Genomic DNA, 19445 nt, shown 5'->3' with positions numbered 1-19445 from the left:
CGGTTTTATATATGAGTATTACACTCGGTTATTTCTCATATTCATAAGGGTTTGATATCCTTGCGCCCGCCTTTATACCGGGCATACGAACTAACAAACTTAGGTAATAACAATGACAACCGCCATTAACGCTGTTGATGTAGACAAACAACTACAAGAATCCTCTCCACAAGAAATATTGCGCTATGCCCTAGATCAGTTTGACAACCTGGCAATTTCATTTAGCGGTGCTGAAGACGTAGTCTTGGTTGATATGGCCAGTAAAATCAAACCAGGTGTGCAGGTTTTTTGCCTGGATACCGGACGCTTGCACTCGGAAACCTACCAATTCATAGAAAAAGTCAGAAAACACTACGATATAGATCTGGATATACTCTTCCCTAACACCCAGGCCGTACAAGAATTGGTCAAGGAAAAAGGTCTATTCAGCTTCTTCGAAGACACGCACAAAGAATGCTGCAGTATTCGCAAGGTCGGTCCCTTGAAGAAAAAACTAATGACGCTGGACGCCTGGGTAACAGGACAGCGTAAAGACCAAAGCCCTGGCACACGTGCCCAAATCCCCGTAGTACAGAATGATCTCGTTTTTGCCCGACCAGGTGAAACTTTCACCAAATTTAATCCCCTTGCTAACTGGACGTCTCAGCAGGTGTGGGAATACATTCGTAACAACAATGTCCCATATAACAGCTTACATGACCGCGGATTTGTGTCGATTGGTTGCGAACCTTGCACAAAACCCATCGGCCCAGGTCAACACGAACGCGAAGGCCGCTGGTGGTGGGAAGAAGCCACTAAAAAAGAGTGTGGTTTGCATTCCACGAATATTGAACAATAACGCTTGAATAAACCGTATACGCCTCCACTAATACAGCCAGGCAGGTTAATAAAACTTAAGGTTGGATAAATGAAGATTACCTTTGTTAAAAAGATTCTCGCAGATGGCTCCCCCTGTAAAAAATGTGCAGACGTGATGGAGAAGCTTGAATCAAGTGGACAAATCAACCAGATCGACGAAGTTCTGGTAGCAGATGAGCGAGACCCGTTTAGCCCTGGGATTAAACTTGCTTCAGACTTGGTTGTCGATCGAGCACCCTTCTTCGTCGTGGAGAAAGAAGGGGAAGCTCCGCAGGTGTATACGGTTTATATGAAGTTTGTCAAAGAGGTTTTACAGCAGGAAACAGCAGAGAAAGATGAACTAAAGGAAATCATGGAAAACAATCAGGATCTCGATTTTCTGTAAACAACACCAAAAAAGGCCGGTATTCACCGGCCTTTTTTATATCCACCTTATAAATACTTAATGCGATGGCAGCTCAATATGATTGAACAGCTCATCCAGCTCCACTTTTGAGTGTCGATTAAAGGCTTCGCTAACCAGCTCTTTGGTCAAGTGAGGCGCAAACTGCTCGATAAACTCATACATGAAGCCCCGCAAGAAGGTTCCACGACGGAAACCAATTTTGGTAATGCTTTCACGGAACAGGTGGCTTGCGTCCAACGCGACTAGATCACTGTCTTCCTCAGGATCATAGGCCATTTGAGCAACGATCCCGATTCCCAACCCTAAACGAACATAGGTTTTGATGACATCCGCATCTGCAGCCGTAAACACCACTCTAGGAGCCAAACCTCTTTCCATAAAGGCTTCATCCAATTTAGAACGCCCGGTAAAACCAAATACATAGGTGACAATCGGATGCTTAGCAACCTCTTCCAGGGTCAACATGGAAAGCTGACAAAGCGGGTGCCCTTTGGGAACCAAAATACATCGGTTCCAACGGTAGCAAGGCAACATCACTAAATCGCTGAACAGCTCAAGAGCTTCCGTCGCAATGGCAAAATCAACCGTGCCATCCGCCGCCATTTCAGATATCTGCATGGGCGTCCCTTGATGCATATGCAGCGAAACATCAGGGTATTTTTCAATGAAGGAACCAATTACCCGAGGCAACGCATAACGAGCCTGAGTATGAGTAGTTGCAATAGACAGGCTTCCCTTTTTCTCGTTACTAAACTCCTGAGCAACCTGCTTAATGCTTTCTACTTTTCGTAGTATTTCCCCGGCGGTACGCAGTATTGCCTCCCCCGCGGGAGTAATTCGAGTGAGATGTTTTCCACTTCGAGAAAATATTTCCACACCCAGCTCATCTTCCAGCAAACGAATTTGCTTACTGATACCTGGTTGTGACGTATATAAACTCTGAGCCGTTGCCGATACGTTCAACTCGTGATGTGCAACTTCCCAAATGTAGCGCAACTGCTGCAGTTTCATATGCCCTCCGCATAGCGGCAGTGAAGATTATTATTCAATCAAATGATAGACGAAAAAATCGGATTTGGACTTTTCATTATAAAAATATAAGAAAATATTCTTTTGAAGAATAGTTAGATATCCGTATATTTGCCAGCCCTAATTTCTAATTTAGCAGCGATTTCGCATTTTTCTGCATAAGAATGGACCTAATTTTCTACATTTTTGCCGGTGCAGGTGTCGGTTTAGCAGTAGGACTCACAGGTGTCGGCGGAGGTTCACTTATGACCCCCCTGCTAATCTTGTCTGGCGTTCCTGAAAAGATTGCTATAGGAACCGACCTACTTTATGCCGCGGCCACTAAAACGGGCGCAGTCCACACTCATCAAAAGCTGGGGACCATTCGCTGGCGTCTGGTGATTGTGCTATTGGCCGGCAGTATTCCAGCCTCGCTGATTACCAGCTATGTTCTTAAACATCTTGTCCCGCCGGATTTTGATTACGGCCCAACACTAACAACCTCATTGGGCTACATGCTTATCGCCACCTCGCTGGTTATCTTTTTCAAAAAACGAATTCAGGGTGAAACTTCTGACGGCGAAGTCAAAATCAACTGGTTTCACCGGCACGCCAACCTCATAACGTTTTTTGCCGGCATTATTCTCGGTGCCTGCGTCACACTCTCTTCAGTGGGAGCTGGTGCCTTCTGTGCGGCTCTACTGCTTATACTCTACCCAAGACTGCCAGCACTCCATGTCGTTGGGACAGACATTGCCCACGCAGTACCATTAACACTTATTGCAGGCCTTGGCCACTTATGGAATGGAAATGTCGATTTTCAACTGCTTGCTGGGCTACTGATAGGTTCTTTGCCTGCGGTGCACTTTGGCTCGAAAGCAGCGGCCAAAGTGCCTAACTCCATCCTTCAACCAATCCTGGCCGTGATTTTGATGATCATCGGCATTAAGTTTGGCTTTTTTGGCAGCAGTCACTAGCAAGTACAAGAATTTACTAGCAGCAAGAATCAAGTTCCAAAACGAGTTGGGATGGGAACTTCCGTCATTCCTAAGGCATGGGCAGGATTCATCATCGGTATCATAAACACCGGCACTTTCGCTAACTGGAGTACTTTACTTGCAACAGAGCCGAGTAAACGACCGTCCAACGACTCTGTACCATGACTGCCAATAACGATTAAATCCACACCCAAGCGTTCAGCTTCATACAAAATAATGCTGGCAGGGTGTCCGGGAGCGACAAAAACACCTGAAACGCGATCGATAAGAGAGCCATCGATAAATGCGTTATTTGACAAAATATCGTAAACCTCTGAACTCAACGTATCCAAGAGTCCTTCGATCCGCAGAGTTCCTAACACTTCTTTTTTTGCAGACTCAGAGCAATGGCTTTTCACGACGGAAGCAGCAAACTCACCAAGAGGCGGCACCGCATGAACCACAACGACTTCAGCATCAAAAGATTTCGCCAGCGATTCAACATGGATGAGTGCATGGGAAGTAAAGGCGCCCAAGTCCGCAGCATATAAAATTTTTTTAAACATAACCCGCCAAACAAAATCCATCATAAACAAGCGCTACAGCCGTCAGTATTTTTGTAAAACAGGAAATGAAAACGACGACCTATAGAGCCTGGAACGCGAGTACAAACTAACTTAAGTACACACTACTAGGTTAGCATTCAGGTGTCACGCTGCACGATGAAAGTCGCATTTTCCCTATACTGAATCAGTCTAGGTTTTGACTTTTTTATACGTCCCATTACCTCATTTATTGTTTGCAATACCGTGGGGTACGTGGCCCGTCGCCACGTGATCTCTCGCAGAATCACAATGACTCTGCTGATCGTCAAAGAAGACATCAGCACCGTATGCTTTGAGGAACGCGCCCTTAGGCAGACCACCAAGAAACAGTGACTCGTCAATCCGAATATCCCATGCGCGAAGTGTACGTATCACCCGCTCATGAGCAGGCGCAGACCTTGCTGTAACCAGCGCCGTGCGTATCGGACACTCACTCTCTGTAAACTCGCTCTGAAGCTCGTGCAAAGCTGACAGGAAGGATTTGAAAGGCCCACCGCTTAATGGTTTTTTGGCTGACGCGGTTTCACTTTCAGTAAAGGCATCCAATCCCTGAGTTTTGTATATTTTTTCAGCCTCATCCGAGAAGAGGACAGCATCACCATCAAATGCAAAGCGCAGCTGATCTTGATTCGCTTGATCGGGGTTAGAGGCCAACAAGGTTGCTGCGGCAACACCATGCTCCAAAGCATGACGAACGTCATCCGCATCGGTTGACAGAAAAAGGTGTGCACTAAAAGGGGCGATATAACGGTAAGGACTCATACCACTGGTAAACGCAGCCCTGGAAATATCCAAACCATAGTGATTAATACTGTTAAAAACACGTAGCCCCGTATCCGCACTATTACGGGAAAGCAGAATAACCTCAACCCGTGGTTCACCCTCTAAAAGGCTATTGATATTCAACAGTTTTTTTACCATGTGAAATGCATCACCTGGCTTTAACACTACTTCTTCGTTTTCTATTTGATACTTGGAATATGCGTCTAAACCTTCATTTTCAAATACATGATGACTATCGCTTAAATCAAATAACGCACGAGAAGAAATCGCAATGATCAGTTTTTTACCAAACCCTTTTGCCATCTAACCTTACTCCTGTTTAATTTCATTTTGTACGGAAGGAGCGAAATATTCTTTGGTTAAACGAGTAACCACACCGGACAATAAAACTAATGCGATTAAATTCGGGATCGCCATCAAACCATTTAAGATATCCGCAGCAAGCCACACAGATTTCATAGGGATGAGTATCCCAATGGGTATCATCGCAACCCACGCAAGACGATACGGAAAAGAAGTTTTCTGACCTAACAAATACCCCGCACACTTCTCTCCATAGTAGCTCCATCCTAATATGGTCGTAAACGCAAACACAATCAGAGCCATAGATACAATTTTATCTCCGTGGGGAAGCACCGAGTTAAATGCTGCCTGAGACATTTCAACACCTTGTGCCTCTCCACTCCATACACCGGTTACGATAATTACCAGTCCGGTGATAGAGCAAACAACTAGGGTATCGATGAATGTGCCTAACATAGCGACAGTGCCTTGCCTCACAGGGTTATCAGTTGCCGCCGCTGCGTGCGCAATAGGTGCACTCCCTAGCCCTGCCTCGTTCGAGAAAACGCCTCTTGCAACCCCCATTCTGAGAGCAAGCATTATCGTCGCTCCAGCAAAGCCTCCCGTCGCAGCAACAGGTGTAAAAGCACTTTTCACAACAAGGACTATCGCTTCAGGTAAAGCTGTAATATTCATAACCAATACAACCATGCCTGCCAATAGGTAGCTGCATGCCATAAATGGGACTAAATGCCGAGCCACATTTGCGATGCGCTTGACACCACCGAGCAATACTGCCCCCACGAGACAAACCAGAACCACCGCAGTGATTTTCTCATCTACACCAAACGCAACAGCCATAGATTCTGCTACTGAATTTGCCTGAACAGCATTGCCAATTCCAAAGCCCGCTAATGATCCAAATAGTGCAAAGGTTCCGCCTAGCCATAACCAGTGCTTGCCCAGGCCATTCTTTATGTAATACATGGGTCCCCCCACATATTCGCCTTTCTCATTCTGTTCTCTGTAATGAACAGCACATACCGCCTCGGCGTACTTCGTTGCCATCCCTAATAAAGCACTGCACCACATCCAAAACAACGCCCCAGGACCACCTAGCCCTATTGCTGTAGCAACGCCAACAATATTACCGGTTCCGATTGTTGCAGATAGCGAAAGCATTAACGCGTTAAACGGCGCAATTGTCCCATCACCCTTTGCTCTTCTCCCGGATATAAGCTGACCAAACCCATACGGGATCTGACGAACAGAAATAAACCGAATACACACGCTGAGAAATAACCCTACGCCCATAATTAAACAAAGCGTGACAGGCCCCCATACGAAATCAGAGACAATTTTAAGAATTTGATGGAACTCACTCATTATTTTTCTTTCCCGTCATCAGGAGAATTTAAATTCGTTTTTAAACGGAAACAAACCAAAGCCTCCGCCTGTATGCACAAACACAATATTTTCCATATCTTGAAATACACCGTTCTTTATCTCTTGAACCATTCCATAAAATGCTTTCCCTGTATACACTGGATCTAAAACCACCCCTTCTTCTTTTGCTAACTCTTGAAGTAGCGCGATCATTTCCGGGTAGGTTTTTGCGTACCCCGGACCAATAAAGTTATCCAAAGTATTAATTTCGATCTCTTCTGCAATTGAAGAACAATATCCAATATGTTCCTGATATCGCGTTTGCCACCCGTTAACGTCTTGCTTAATTTTACTCAGAAAATACTCACTCGAATCACATACTGCAATACCAAACACCTTGGTATGAAGCTGATTTAACCAACAACCGACCGTCAAGCCTGCCTGGGTTCCAGCTGAACCAGTTGCACATACGATCGCTTCAGGATTGATTGCCGAGTTTTCAAACTGATTCACTAACTCATACGCAGCATCAATATACCCCCACAAACCAACCTCATCACTTCCACCTGTCGAAATAGCATATGGAATGTCCCCCCTATCGATACAGATTTTCTTATGATGAACAAATAAATTATCCAATTGAGATATATACTTATTTATTGGGTATAAATGAATATCAGCACCGAATAATCTATCAAGAAGCAAATTGCCGTCGCCGTTCGGTTCACAATTTAATCGAGCATCGTCTCTCAAAATCAATTCACATTTCATTCCTTCCTGCGCAGCAACAGCGGCCACAGCACGGCAGTGATTAGACTGAACACCACCACAACTAATAAGAACATTGGATTTTTGAGATCGGGCATCTGCAACTAAGTATTCCAGTTTGCGGATTTTATTTCCTGAACACATAAACCCAGTAAGGTCATCGTTCTTTAACCAAATTTTTGGCCCACCTAATTTACGAGAAAAACGCTCAAGTAACCTGAGCGAGGTCGGCGTATTTGCTAACGGTGCTTTCTTTGGAAAAGAGATTCTAATCTCTGACATTTCATATCCTTAGTATGTTAATAGCTGACCAAAGCAAATCAGTTAATCATTTATTGAAACGTCAATACAAAGCATATGCTATATATTGGATCGCGGAGTCATCAAAAAATATTTTTCGCAAAATGTGCATTTTACGTATAAATAACGCCTAGCAGCTTCCGAAGGACACACTTTTCTTGCGCTTCGGACGAAATGGATAACGTATTCAGTATTATTTTGTAAGTGCTATATAGCAGACTACATCAGTCATCGACTATATTTGTCATCGCTCCTACAAGCTTACACAGCGTTGAATAGACAAAAAAAAACCCCGCTGATCAGCGAGGCTTTCGTATATTTTTCAACCAAACAAACCATTAAATTGATTTGATTGTTCCTTTGGGCAATACAGCATGGACAGCAACCTTTTGAAACTTCAATTCAACTTTATCAGCTGCACTCACAGTTACGTAATGCTCATCCACATTTATGATTTTGCCAAGCATGCCGCTATTCAAAACAACTTCATCGCCTTTGGACAAACTATCAACCAAGGCCTGATGCTCTTTCTGGCGTTTTCGCTGTGGCCGAATCATAACGAAATACATAAACAAGAATAGCCCGCCGAAAAACAGGAGCTGGACAAATACGTTAGACTTCGGTGCAGCTGCTTCCGTTTGGGCTACAGCATCAGCGATAAAAAACCCCATAGTTAACCTCTTTCACAACCAAATATTTCAAGGCTCGCTACTGTACAAGACTTAATGAAGAATGGGAATAGCGTTGTCAATTGGTAAACGAACGAAACCATTAGAACGTCACTTAACATGTAAAAAAGTGATGTTCTAATGGCTTAGTCGCGAATAACGAGCTGATTAAAAATTAAACGTAATCGCGGAAAAGTTTTCTAAACGTGCTTGGAGACAAACCAGTCCAACGTTTAAAAGCATTGGTAAAACTAGTACGGTCTGAAAAGTCCAGAGCCGCTGAGATACCGTCAATACTCATATGCTGTTTGATTAGGTAATCAATTGCATAGTGGAATCGAACCTGATCTCTTAACTCAGCGAAGTTGACATCTTGTTGTTGCAACCTACGCTGAAGAGTTCGTTTCGAAAGATTGAGTTCTTCAGCAATGTGGCCAATGCTTAGTGCCGCTTGCCCTACTCTGCGCTCTAATACTTCCACTACTCGCGCGGGGACACCAAAAACCTCTGGAATTCTGGCCTGTTCAAGGTATTCATCCAAAGATTTAACGGAACCCAAGGCAAACATGGCCTGATCAGTCAACTTACGTTGCGCATGTGCTTTCTGCAGATCAACCATAAAGGCGACTCCTTCTGCCAAAAGTTCTAGTAAAAACACGTCCTTAACAACCTTCTCTTCAACCAGTGAAGCCGAAGAAATAAAGCACAAAATCGCTGGATCAGAATTCTGTGCGTTTACAAAGGTACCAAGATACGCGCCTACTTGGACGCCATTATACGCCGCAGGAGATGGCTTTACATCCTCTGCTAACACATTGGCGTATACACAAGTCTCTTTTTCATTGAGGACTCGTTCACAAAAAGAATCTGTAATCTCGATATGCTGGTTAATGTAAAAAGAATCACCACCGCCAGCATAAGCTAGTACTTGAGCTTTTTGGCTTGATACAGGCCTTAAAACCAAGGCAATCTCTGCACCAAAACGCTTAATTCCAGATTCTAAAAGAAGTTTAATACCCTCAGTATGAGACTCTAACCGTTGGCTTGAAGCCAGAGTACGGTACAAGAAGGTTAGATACTCTTCCGTACTTTGCAAGTTATAGTTCCCAATCAAAGGGACAGTTTCATGGTGGCCGGGCTGATAACTACGGCTTTCTACAAGTTTCAATTCACTCACCTTTTTTTTAGTGCCCGAAATATGATGGCACTTATTCTACTGCGTTATTAGGGGCTCAAAAAAGCGTCTACGCGCTTATGGCGCTAAACTATGTCTTTGCACCGACTAACACCAGCCAAAACAACGTCAAAATACCACTTTTGGTGTCATTAATTTGGACAACAATGAAACTTTTGTCAAAACAGCATTCAAAATAACGTAATGACACAAAAAAAGCCCTAGATGAGTATAGATTCTTTTTAGCGCACCCGGGCACGCATCCACTAACGCATACAAGATAAGCTGCTGTATAGATCTTAGGATTTACGATCTCAAAGAATGACTGAAGCGCCATCTATAAGCGCCAACGATGGCGTTCCTTTCTCACATTTAAGGCCTGACATGCACAAGCTGCCAATTTATGAATCGTAATATAGAATTTTTGCTTTTTATCACTATGAGAATGATTTATGAGGTGCAAGAGAAATAAGTGCCGAATATCATTTAAAGACGACACTTTGAATAGATTAGACCATTGAATTTAAAGCTTATAGGAGCGCATCCAGCTCGGCTAACAAGTCGTCGTGATGAGTATTGGTTTTAAATTTATCCATTACTTTTTTTAAGCGCCCCTCTTCATCAATAATGAAAGTAGTCCGAATCAGCCCCATGAACTCCTTACCCATAAACTTCTTCATCCCCCAACAACCATATTTTTCTGCTACCTTATGGTCTTCATCAGAAAGCAAAGTAAAATTCAGATTTTGCTTTTCAATAAATTTTGGCAGGCGTTCAACTGGATCCGGGCTTACGCCTATGACAACAACATTGCGTTTATCAAGTTCTTTTTTAATATCCCTCAATCCGCATGCTTGCACAGTACACCCAGGCGTCATTGCTTTCGGATAAAAGTAGAGAACGACAGTTTTGCCAACTAGAGACGAAAGCTTAACCTTATCTCCATTCTGATCCGACAAGGTAAAAGCCGGTGCTTTATTACCAATTTTTGGAAAACTCATTTTTATCTCCGCAGAATTTTTTTATTTTAATAAATCTAAAATGTTCAGGTAAAAAAAAACGCTGCATAGCAGCGTCTTTTTTCGTTCAATGAAACATTATGCAGGAAGCAAAGATTTCACTGCGTCACGCTCTTCTTGCAATTCTTTTTCTGTCTCAAGCATTTTCTCTTGAGAGAACTCATCAATAGATAGCCCTTGAACGATCTCCCAGTCACCATCTTTACATACACATGGGAAGGAGTAAATCAGACCTTCTTCGATACCGTAACTACCATCGCTGTATACAGCCATGCTCACCCAGTCATTGTCTGGTGAACCTAAAGCCCAATCGCGAATGTGGAAGATTGCAGCGTTTGCAGCAGATGCAGCACTGGAAGCACCACGAGCCTTAATAATAGCCGCACCACGTTGCTGAACTGTCGGGATAAACTCATCTCGATACCAACCCTGGTCCACTTGCTCAACAGCAACCTTGTTATTTACCAACGAGTGGTACAAATCAGGGTACTGTGTAGCGGAATGGTTACCCCAGATAGTCATTTTAGTGATATCAGTAATTGAGTTGCCTAGTTTTTGGCCAAGCTGGGTAAGCGCTCTGTTATGATCCAAACGAGTCATCGCAGTAAAGTTGCGAGGGTTTAGGTCTGGCGCATTACGCTGAGCGATTAGAGCATTAGTATTTGCTGGGTTACCAACAACAAGAACTTTAACGTCACGAGAAGCGTGATCATTTAAAGCTTTACCCTGTACAGAGAAGATTGCAGCATTTGCTTCAAGTAAGTCTTTACGCTCCATACCAGGTCCACGAGGACGAGCACCGACCAATAGAGCGTAGTCTGCATCTTTAAATGCCACATTAGGGTCATCAGTGCACACTATTCCTTGCAACAAAGGAAAAGCACAGTCGTCCAACTCCATAGCCACACCCTTAAGAGCATCAAGTGCTGGGGTGATTTCTAGCATTTGTAGAATAACAGGTTGGTCGTTACCAAGCATTTCGCCTGCGGCAATGCGGAATAACAAAGAATAGCTGATTTGACCAGCAGCGCCGGTAACGGCCACACGAACGGGTGATTTCACAATAATATCTCCGTATGCTTTCAGTTGAACTACCCCAAAACGGGGTAAAAGTTTACAAAATGGATGAAGCCCAATAAATAAGAGCTGTAACTGTACTACCAGGTGGTCGCCATTATATTGATCTGGGTAGAAAAGTCATGCGTTGGACATCTTAAATCGAATAAATCACCCCGGATAGCGGGCTTCTAAAGCAGAATAGAGTTGCTGCTGAAAGTCATCCGCAGATGAGTCTAATTGGCTCAATATGTCGACTAAATGCTCGTTATCCTCTCTACCTGACCATTGTTTTAAATAGCTTCCATCCTGATAGCCATGATCCTGGCGGAAGAAGTTTAGTACGTTTTTTCCAACATAGCTTTTAAAAAGCTGTTCAAAGCTCAGATCCATATCCGCCATAAGCTTGGCGAACTTATCAACATGAAAGCTTTTGGAACTCAATGTAGATAACGTAAAATCTTCCAGATCGGCCCGAAAATCACTCCCTTTTTCTGCCGTTTTTAACTTGAGCTCTATTTCAGAAGCAATTGTATTATGATCAGCTCCCTCCATGATGAGAGCACTCAATCCGAAATGCCATATATCAATCAGCTCTAATATGACTTGTTCCGTGTCTGGAATTTGCTTTTTCCACCACTTCCAACCGTAATGATCCAATAATTCTGCACTTTCAATCCAAATCGCCCGGTACCATTCAAAATTCTGCTCTCGCCAGTCCGCATGGACTTTAGTATTCATGGAATCTTGCAATTTAAGCATTGTAATTATTTGATTTTGCATATCTTTTGTTCTACCGGTTGGAGGGAGTTTCAATCACTAATTCGGCGAGTATAGTAGCACATCAGCCCCCTTCCCTTTTTACCTAGCTACCCTTTGAATTCAAAACAAATCACTGTAAGATAAATGTCATATTTATCTCATATGTCTGTCATTAACGACCTCTAACGTATGTAGGGATAGAGGATCGGCCATGCGTTTATTAGAAAGTATTCATAATTACGACATCATTACTTTTAGCTGGTGTTTGAAACATAAACACAGGGATCAGGCTGTTAAAATCAGTCGTATTGTATCCTTCTCAGCTGATGGTCCCCTCTATGTTTTAGCTGGGGTATGCTTTCTTATTGCCCAAAACTGGGATGTATCTTTACTTCTGGCTCTGGGCTTCTTAATTGAGCGAACCTGCTACAGTCGATTTAAAAAATTATTTAAAAGAAACCGTCCACCGGAAGCTATACCCGGGTTTAAAAGTGTTGTTGAGCCGTCAGATCAATTCAGTTTTCCATCAGGACACACTTCAGCAGCATTCTTAATCGCATGTTCAATTAGCTTTCACTTTCCTTTCATGGCATGGATTTTATACCCTTGGGCGTGCTGCGTTGGTATGGCACGCGTGTTTCTAGGTGTTCACTTTCCTTCAGATGTGATTGCCGGGGCAACAATGGGGATCACCATCGCCGCTACTTTGATTAATTTTCTATTTTAAATGAAAGTACTTTATGGCGTTCAGGCCACGGGCAACGGCCACATATCCCGCGCACGCGCACTTAATAAATATCTCAAAGAATTTGGAGTTGACGTCGACTATGTGTTTAGTGGCCGCCCTCGTGAGCAGTTCTTTGATATGGAAGAATTTGGCAACTGGAAGTGTTATCGAGGCTTGACCTTCGTGCATGAAGCCGGCGATTTAAAGATATTTCGGACGTTGCAACACAACAACATGCTCCAACTCATCAAGGATATTCGAGAGTTCCAACTGGACGGATACGATTTGATCATCAGTGATTTTGAACCAATCACTTCATGGGCCTGTAAAACACGGGGTATACCCTGCATTGGGGTAAGTCATCAGCAAGCTTTCGCCTTTGATGTTCCTCGACGTGGTGGCGGAATCATTCCAAAACTAATTATGAAATATTTCGCTCCCACCACAAGCGGACTGGGGTTACATTGGCATCACTTCAATCAGCCAATTCTGCCCCCCATCGCTGAAATTCATGAAACTGATGAAGCCAGTGACCCCAATAAAATTGTTGTCTACCTGGGTTTTGAAGAACCAGAGGATGTAATCCAGTTACTTGAGCCCTTTGATGACCACTTATTTATCTACTATGGCCCATTCCCACAATACGAAAGTCGAGGCCATATTCAGTTAAAACCTCTTTCCAGAGAAGGTTTCAAGCAAGACTTGGCCACCTGCTCTGGAGTAATTTGCAACGCGGGGTTTGAATTGTCCAGCGAAGCAATACAACTTGGGAAAAAACTTTTAGTCAAACCATTAAAGGGCCAGCTCGAACAACTCTCTAACGCTAAAGCGCTTGAAGCAACAGGTTTAGGCATGACGATGGGTAACCTGGACTCGGGTGCGGTTAAAGACTGGTTAGAGAACTGGCAAGCAAAACAGGTTATTTACCCCAATGTAGCAAAAGCCATCGCAGAATGGATTGCCAAAGGCCGATGGCAGGACGAAAGCTCCCGTGATGAGTTGGTTAATCGTTTGTGGTCAGAAACCAACGCAGCGGGCGTGCCAAGCTTTGAAAGCGCCCCTTTGCCAAACCTATTGCAAAGAAGTTGAGCCTTCCTAAAGATCTCGTTTGGCGGTTTTGAAAAGCTGGAAAAAATTTTCGGTCGTTTGCTCAGCCAACTTTTCGAAGCTTACGCCTCTGAGATCGGCAATAAATTCTGCGACCTCCCTGACGTATTTAGGCTCATTCGGTTTCCCTCTGTGAGGAACAGGAGCCAAGTATGGAGAATCAGTTTCAACCAACAGCCGATCAGATGGAATCCTGCGTGTTACGTCACGCAGCTCTTCGGCATTTTTAAACGTGACAATGCCGGAAATGGAGATATAAAACCCCATAGCGAGAGCCTTCTCAGCCATTTCCCAGCTTTCGGTGAAACAATGCATGACGCCAGCACTTTCCCTACTGGCATATTGATCCATAAGATCCAACGTATCATGCCTGGCGTCACGAGTATGAATAATCACGGGCAGATCCAGTTCTGCCGCTGCAATCAAATGGTTCTTAAAGCTGGCCTTCTGTGCGTCTGCAGATTCTTCTGCATAGTAATAATCCAGGCCTGTTTCACCTAAAGCGACAACCTTATCTTCAGATGCCCACTCTTTTAGTGTTTCAACAGACACAACTTCGCCTTTTACATCAGAGGGGTGAACACCTACCGACGCGTATATTCCGGGGTAACGTTGAGCAATACTCACCACAGTATTTTTATTCTGTTCACTGATACACACACACAGCATGTGTGAAATATCTCGAGCCTTTGCCGCCTGAATAGCCTCTTCAAGACTATTTCCTGGATAAGAGGAAAGCTTTAAACGATCTAAGTGGCAATGGGAATCGACAAGCATAGGACAGACATACGCCTTTTAAAACGGGAGAGGAAATAGTAAAGCTTATAAGAGCCAGATAAAGCTACATGGTATGTGTGGGACGATCAGATTCAAGAGTTCCCGCAAGATAGTTTTCTATTTTGCTATTGGCCACATCATCGTCGCCGCTAAATTGCACCCCGATACCAGCTGCACGGTTTCCCTGAGCGCCCTTGGGAGTTATCCATACAACCTTACCGGCAACTGGGATTTTTTCAGGTTCATCCATCAGGCTGAGTAGCATGAAAACCTCATCACCAAGGCTATAGGATTTGTTAGTGGGAATGAACAGACCGCCGTTTTCCACAAAAGGCATGTAAGCGGCATACAAAACCGCTTTGTCGCGAATCGTCAAAGACAAAATACCGTTGCGGGCAGCACCACCAACACCTTTCATTCACTCACTCCGTATCGAGAGATTCTTATATGGGTTCGATCATACAAAAGATTATGAACCAAACAAAGTATAAAACGCCTAGAGAAAGCCTGCATGACTTTTCATGCTGCTGGCACGTAACCTTATCACAGCCGCCCAATCAAGCATTAACTCTTCCAATATCAACGTTGGGTTCAAATTCGATGACGATTGTACCAGTCGTCTTTTCTTCGCCAGATTATCTCTAAGACGGAATAACAACCCGGATTCAGCGCCTTCAAATGCCTGCTCAAGCTCACTAAGTTCAGCTAGAGGCTCATCAGCCAAACGAATCTTTATCATTTTCTCTACCCAGTACAGCATATTGGAGATAATTGAGGTCAGATCCACCTTAGCCCAGACTTTAGCGGTTTCTATAGGTGTCGTCTGCGATAAACTCAACGCAACCAGCGACTGAAGAAGCTTTTGCCGTTCCTGTAGATATTCAGAATCAGCCCATGACTTAGCCAACAAGGGAGCGCCGCCTGCCGCTTCAAGGATGGCTCCAGGCTGTTCGACGTGAACCGATTTTAACCATTCTTCAGCTAAGTGCTTCTCCGGCAAAGGGAGCACAAGTTTCAGGCAACGACTTCGAATAGTTGGAAGCACCTGACTCAGAGAGGAAGACACAAGAAGAAATACTGTGTCCCCAGCGGGCTCTTCCAGATTCTTAAGTAACGCATTCGCTGCATTGATATTCAACGCATCCGCCGGGTGAATGACAATAATTTTCTTCGCCCCCTGCTGAGAAGTCTTACCAACAAAATCAGCCAAGGTACGAATTTCATCAACTTTAATCTGCTTACCAGGCTCTTCTGGTGAGATAACCACCATATCTGGATGATTACCGGAAGATAACAACATACAACTCTTACATCGACCACAGGAGATCTTTCCCATCGGCGATTGGCACAGCAAGAATTGCCCCATAGCGATAGCCAGGGTTTCAACGCCTGTACCTGCAACCCCAGTTAAAAGCATTGCGTGGGGTAAACGATCCGCACTGATATTATCGATAAACTCTTGCCAAACCTTGTCTTGCCATCGATAAGGAGGCATAGGTAATATTGCATTACTCATATGTCACGCACGTATATTGCTGTCTAACAGCTATTTTCACACCTTAACCAACGCCTAGTAAAGTTTTACCATACATGACCCTTAGCCAAATACGAGAACCGGTCTATTCTGACGAGCATTTAATCGTTGTTAACAAACCATCTGGATTACTGTGTGTTCCAGGTTTGACTGAGCCAGAGAATTTATATGACTCGGTGTTAACAGAATTCCCGAACGCTCGCGTCGTCCATCGATTGGATATGGCAACTTCCGGGCTGGTAATATTTGCGCTCTCATATGAAGCACAAAGGGAGCTAGGCAAATTATTTGAACAACGAAAGGTCAGCAAAAAATATATCGCCGTAGTTCATGGGATATTGGACAGCCATTATGGCGAAATCCACTCACCAATGATGTGTGACTGGATAAACCGACCGAAACAAAAAATCGACTGGCTATCGGGAAAGAAAGCCTCAACTTTTTATAAGACCCTAGCAACCGACAACAACAAAAACCAAAGTCGCTTATTGCTCAGCCCACACACAGGCCGATCCCACCAACTGAGGCTACACACCCTACAACTCGGTCATCCGATCTTAGGGGATAAATTGTACAGTGGTCACTTGGAAGCAGAACTTGAAACAGCTCCGGCAAGAATGCATTTACACGCCCAGAGCTTACAATTTATCCAGCCAATGACAGGAAAGAAAATTAAAATCGATTGCCAACCGGAATTCTAGAATAATTTTTCCAGTGCAACCTGTATATCATCCTGCACCGCATTAAGCGGTTGACCTGCATTAACTACAGCGTACTTGTCGGGGGTTTCATTTACGCGCTCCAAGTAACCGGCCCTAACACGCTCAAAGAATGAGATTTGCTCCTCTTCAAAGCGATCCAGTTCAGCTCGGGCTTTTGCACGCTCCAACCCAACTTGCACATCGATATCCAGTAAAAATGTTTTATCAGGACGCAGATCGCCTTGAACGCTTTGTTCAAGCTCCAAAATAAAGGACTTTGACAAGCCTCTCCCCGCTCCCTGATACGCGTATGTAGCATCAGTGAAACGATCACACAAAACCCACTGACCACGGGCTAACGCAGGTTTAATAACAGTGTTTAAATGTTGGGCGCGTGCAGCAAAAATCATTAATAACTCAGCTTTTGCATCAAAAGGCTCTTCTCTTTTTTGCAATAGCATTTCTCGTATTTCTTCCGCGAGAGGTGTTCCACCTGGCTCACGCGTTATCAAAAGAGGAATTCCACGCGCTTCTATTTTTGACTTTATGAAATCGATATTTGTCGATTTACCAACACCTTCAGTGCCTTCTACTGTAATAAACTTACCTATCATTCGTTATCGGCCTTGTCTACTTCGTTACTACGTTCGTCCGTCAACGGGGATGAGCGATAATCCTCTCTTCGCTTTAATTGAAATTTTCTTACTGCATCTAAATGCTCATCAAGTGTTTCAGAGAAATGATGCGTACCATCACCTTTCGCCACAAAAAACAAGGTACTCCCTTTTGCTGGATTAAGTGCGGCGTTTATTGCTTTTTCTCCAGGCATTGCGATCGGCGTGGGAGGCAAACCTCGAATCATATAAGTGTTGTAAGGCGTATAAGTTTGCAAATCCTTTTTAGTAATATTTCCAGAATAATTATCACCCATACCATAAATCACAGTCGGATCAGTCTGCAAACGCATTTTTGCTTCCAGTCGACGAACAAATACGCCCGCTATCTGCTTACGTTCAAACGCTGCACCCGTTTCCTTCTCGACTATTGAAGCCATAATTAATGCTTCATAAGGTGTTTCATAGGGAAGTTGTTCGGCTCTTTTTTCCCACTCAGAATCCAACACCAAACGCATTTTTTCGTATGCACGACTCAGGATTTCTAAATCACTATCTCCGTTAGTAAATTGATATGTATCTGGATAAAACCACCCTTCAAGGTGTTCGACGTTGACACCATTTTCTCGAAACAAAGCAAGATCATTCGATGTGCCTAACAATTTTTTAATTTGCTTATGACTATGCAAACTATGGACGAAGTCTATATACGTTCTACCCTCGACCAAAGTAATATGATGCTGTACTACATCGCCAGATTGGAACCTGGCTAATAAAGAGATTGGGGATTCTTGATGAGAAAAGCGATATTCCCCTGCTTTAATCGTCGTCAAATTCATAAAGCGCGCATAAAAAACCCACAACCTTGGCCAGCGGATAATTTTCGCTTCTGACAATTCCCAAGAAACTTTTGTCAGAGATTTCCCTTTGCTTATTTCATAGAGCTGTTTCTCTTCCGGAATTTCAACAGGCGTTTCCAACCACTGCCAGACATAATATCCAGCACACCCCGCCATAACCAACAACCACAAACTAATCGCAATCACTGTGCGAGCAATATCTATTTTCATATTTTTATTTTTTTCTCAAGTAATTGGCTCAATTTAAAAGCCACATCATATTGAGCGTAGGTTTTATGCAACTCTTGCTTGGAATCCAATAAAGATTTTACCGGAACAATCCCCACAACTGCATTAGTGAGAAAAACCTCATCTGCATCAACAATATCATCAAAAGACAAAACCTGTTCTGAGTATGAAATAAAATCGTGATCATCAACTAAAGATTTCAATACTCTTTTCAACACCCCTTCAACACCACACGTATCCAATGTCGGAGTAAGAATACGATCTTTCTGCGCAATAAAAATATTGTGATGCATTGATTCGATAATCTTCTCTTCTGTGTCAGCCAACAGTAATTCTTGCTGATTACTTACCTGAGCTTTTTCCGCCGCAACGATGTAATCCAAACGATTTAAGTGCTTAAGCCCTGCAAGATAACGGTTTCCTGAAAGACGGTGTTCGGACATAACCAACTCAGTTTCAGACTGAAACCACACATCCGACTTAACAGAAGCTCTTTCATGAAAAAGCAGCACTATTTTAGGCTGCGGCTGTTTATCCGGGTAGAAGCCTTTACCACCTTTACCACGCGTTACAACTAACTTAACAACACCATTTACTGATGGAAGGCGACTTATAAATTCTGACAGATAAGCTTCTATATCAGTTTCTTCGAATTGAATAAAAAGCTTTCGAATGGAGGCAAGCAATCTGGATTTATGTTCTTGCCACAAAGGAATCAGGCCATTTTGAAACCGCATTGTTTCAAAAACGCCATCACCATACAGAAAACCCCGATCTTCTACCTCAACAAAGTTACTTATGTTTCCATTGATAGAGATAATCGGGGAGTTCATCTGGCGCTACAG

Annotated in this window: 22 protein-coding genes; 6 read left to right on the top strand and 16 right to left on the bottom strand. The window is 43.6% G+C overall.

Annotated elements, in window-relative coordinates:
• Window positions 1-112 precede the first annotated feature (112 nt).
• Window positions 113-838 carry a phosphoadenylyl-sulfate reductase gene (locus P5V12_RS07140; protein ID WP_316956661.1) on the top strand — a complete coding sequence of 242 codons (726 nt, stop codon included), beginning with the start codon at window positions 113-115 and terminating at the stop codon, window positions 836-838.
• Window positions 839-907: 69 nt separating this feature from the next.
• Window positions 908-1243, top strand: a complete 336-nt coding sequence (locus P5V12_RS07135) for a hypothetical protein (RefSeq protein ID WP_316956660.1) — start codon at window positions 908-910, stop codon at window positions 1241-1243.
• A gap of 57 nt (window positions 1244-1300) precedes the next feature.
• On the opposite strand, the gene cysB is transcribed toward P5V12_RS07135, so the two are convergent.
• Window positions 1301-2275: an HTH-type transcriptional regulator CysB gene (cysB, locus tag P5V12_RS07130; RefSeq protein ID WP_316956659.1), complete on the bottom strand. Its 975-nt coding sequence runs from the start codon at window positions 2273-2275 to the stop codon at window positions 1301-1303.
• A gap of 182 nt (window positions 2276-2457) precedes the next feature.
• Between cysB and P5V12_RS07125 the strand changes: the two genes are divergently transcribed.
• Entirely contained in the window at window positions 2458-3249 is a 792-nt protein-coding gene (locus P5V12_RS07125) for a sulfite exporter TauE/SafE family protein (protein ID WP_316956658.1), read from the top strand.
• A gap of 29 nt (window positions 3250-3278) precedes the next feature.
• Here P5V12_RS07125 and P5V12_RS07120 read toward each other — a convergent pair whose 3' ends face one another.
• From P5V12_RS07120 to P5V12_RS07080, 9 genes are all read right to left on the bottom strand, one after another.
• On the bottom strand, window positions 3279-3839 hold the full coding sequence (locus tag P5V12_RS07120; RefSeq protein WP_316956657.1) for a universal stress protein: 561 nt from the start codon (window positions 3837-3839) through the stop codon (window positions 3279-3281).
• Window positions 3840-4037: 198 nt separating this feature from the next.
• The gene (locus tag P5V12_RS07115; RefSeq protein WP_316956656.1) at window positions 4038-4940 is read right to left on the bottom strand and encodes a 5'-nucleotidase; all 903 of its coding nucleotides are present in this window, start codon (window positions 4938-4940) and stop codon (window positions 4038-4040) included.
• A gap of 6 nt (window positions 4941-4946) precedes the next feature.
• Window positions 4947-6305 carry a sodium:alanine symporter family protein gene (locus tag P5V12_RS07110; RefSeq protein WP_316956655.1) on the bottom strand — a complete coding sequence of 453 codons (1359 nt, stop codon included), beginning with the start codon at window positions 6303-6305 and terminating at the stop codon, window positions 4947-4949.
• Window positions 6306-6323: 18 nt separating this feature from the next.
• A complete protein-coding gene (locus P5V12_RS07105) occupies window positions 6324-7355 on the bottom strand; it encodes a D-cysteine desulfhydrase family protein (RefSeq protein ID WP_316956654.1) in 1032 nt (343 codons plus the stop codon).
• A 356-nt stretch (window positions 7356-7711) separates the two neighbouring features.
• Window positions 7712-8044 (bottom strand): preprotein translocase subunit YajC, encoded by a 333-nt coding sequence (gene yajC, locus P5V12_RS07100; RefSeq protein ID WP_316956653.1) that lies wholly within the window; start codon window positions 8042-8044, stop codon window positions 7712-7714.
• Between the two features lie 172 nt (window positions 8045-8216).
• Complete coding sequence (locus tag P5V12_RS07095) at window positions 8217-9218, bottom strand: helix-turn-helix domain-containing protein (RefSeq protein WP_410483324.1); 1002 nt, start codon at window positions 9216-9218, stop codon at window positions 8217-8219.
• 527 nt (window positions 9219-9745) lie between these two features.
• Window positions 9746-10216, bottom strand: a complete 471-nt coding sequence (bcp, locus tag P5V12_RS07090) for a thioredoxin-dependent thiol peroxidase (protein WP_316956651.1) — start codon at window positions 10214-10216, stop codon at window positions 9746-9748.
• Between the two features lie 96 nt (window positions 10217-10312).
• A complete protein-coding gene (locus P5V12_RS07085; RefSeq protein ID WP_316956650.1) occupies window positions 10313-11296 on the bottom strand; it encodes a malate dehydrogenase in 984 nt (327 codons plus the stop codon).
• A gap of 165 nt (window positions 11297-11461) precedes the next feature.
• A complete protein-coding gene (locus P5V12_RS07080) occupies window positions 11462-12073 on the bottom strand; it encodes a dUTP diphosphatase (protein ID WP_316956649.1) in 612 nt (203 codons plus the stop codon).
• Window positions 12074-12263: 190 nt separating this feature from the next.
• On the opposite strand from P5V12_RS07080, the gene P5V12_RS07075 reads away from it, so the two are divergent.
• Both P5V12_RS07075 and P5V12_RS07070 read left to right on the top strand, forming a co-directional pair.
• Window positions 12264-12779, top strand: a complete 516-nt coding sequence (locus P5V12_RS07075) for a phosphatase PAP2 family protein (RefSeq protein WP_316956648.1) — start codon at window positions 12264-12266, stop codon at window positions 12777-12779.
• Window positions 12780-13868, top strand: coding sequence for an MJ1255/VC2487 family glycosyltransferase (locus P5V12_RS07070; protein ID WP_316956647.1), 1089 nt, complete (start codon window positions 12780-12782; stop codon window positions 13866-13868).
• Window positions 13869-13874: 6 nt separating this feature from the next.
• Here P5V12_RS07070 and P5V12_RS07065 read toward each other — a convergent pair whose 3' ends face one another.
• The 3 genes from P5V12_RS07065 to P5V12_RS07055 form a co-directional block, all read right to left on the bottom strand.
• A complete protein-coding gene (locus P5V12_RS07065) occupies window positions 13875-14663 on the bottom strand; it encodes a TatD family hydrolase (RefSeq protein ID WP_316956646.1) in 789 nt (262 codons plus the stop codon).
• Window positions 14664-14727: 64 nt separating this feature from the next.
• Window positions 14728-15081 (bottom strand): PilZ domain-containing protein, encoded by a 354-nt coding sequence (locus tag P5V12_RS07060; protein ID WP_316956645.1) that lies wholly within the window; start codon window positions 15079-15081, stop codon window positions 14728-14730.
• 78 nt (window positions 15082-15159) lie between these two features.
• Window positions 15160-16179, bottom strand: a complete 1020-nt coding sequence (locus P5V12_RS07055; RefSeq protein ID WP_316956644.1) for a DNA polymerase III subunit delta' — start codon at window positions 16177-16179, stop codon at window positions 15160-15162.
• Between the two features lie 74 nt (window positions 16180-16253).
• On the opposite strand from P5V12_RS07055, the gene P5V12_RS07050 reads away from it, so the two are divergent.
• Window positions 16254-16898: an RluA family pseudouridine synthase gene (locus tag P5V12_RS07050; protein WP_316956643.1), complete on the top strand. Its 645-nt coding sequence runs from the start codon at window positions 16254-16256 to the stop codon at window positions 16896-16898.
• Here the strand turns inward: P5V12_RS07050 and tmk are convergent.
• Genes tmk through pabC form a run of 3 tightly spaced genes read right to left on the bottom strand, consistent with a single transcriptional unit; the run spans window position 16895 to window position 19433 of the window.
• A complete protein-coding gene (tmk, locus tag P5V12_RS07045; protein ID WP_316956642.1) occupies window positions 16895-17512 on the bottom strand; it encodes a dTMP kinase in 618 nt (205 codons plus the stop codon). The two genes, P5V12_RS07050 and tmk, sit on opposite strands and share 4 nt — an antisense overlap.
• Complete coding sequence (gene mltG, locus P5V12_RS07040) at window positions 17509-18582, bottom strand: endolytic transglycosylase MltG (RefSeq protein WP_316956641.1); 1074 nt, start codon at window positions 18580-18582, stop codon at window positions 17509-17511. Before mltG ends, tmk begins: the two co-directional genes overlap by 4 nt.
• Window positions 18579-19433 (bottom strand): aminodeoxychorismate lyase, encoded by an 855-nt coding sequence (gene pabC, locus P5V12_RS07035; RefSeq protein ID WP_316956640.1) that lies wholly within the window; start codon window positions 19431-19433, stop codon window positions 18579-18581. The genes mltG and pabC overlap by 4 nt, the downstream gene beginning before the upstream one ends.
• Between the last annotated feature and the right edge of the window lie 12 nt (window positions 19434-19445).

The organism is Teredinibacter sp. KSP-S5-2, from assembly GCF_032773895.1.
Classification (GTDB): domain Bacteria; phylum Pseudomonadota; class Gammaproteobacteria; order Pseudomonadales; family Cellvibrionaceae.
Note: the sequence above shows the minus strand (reverse complement) of the source record. Positions and strands in the feature narration are given on the sequence as shown.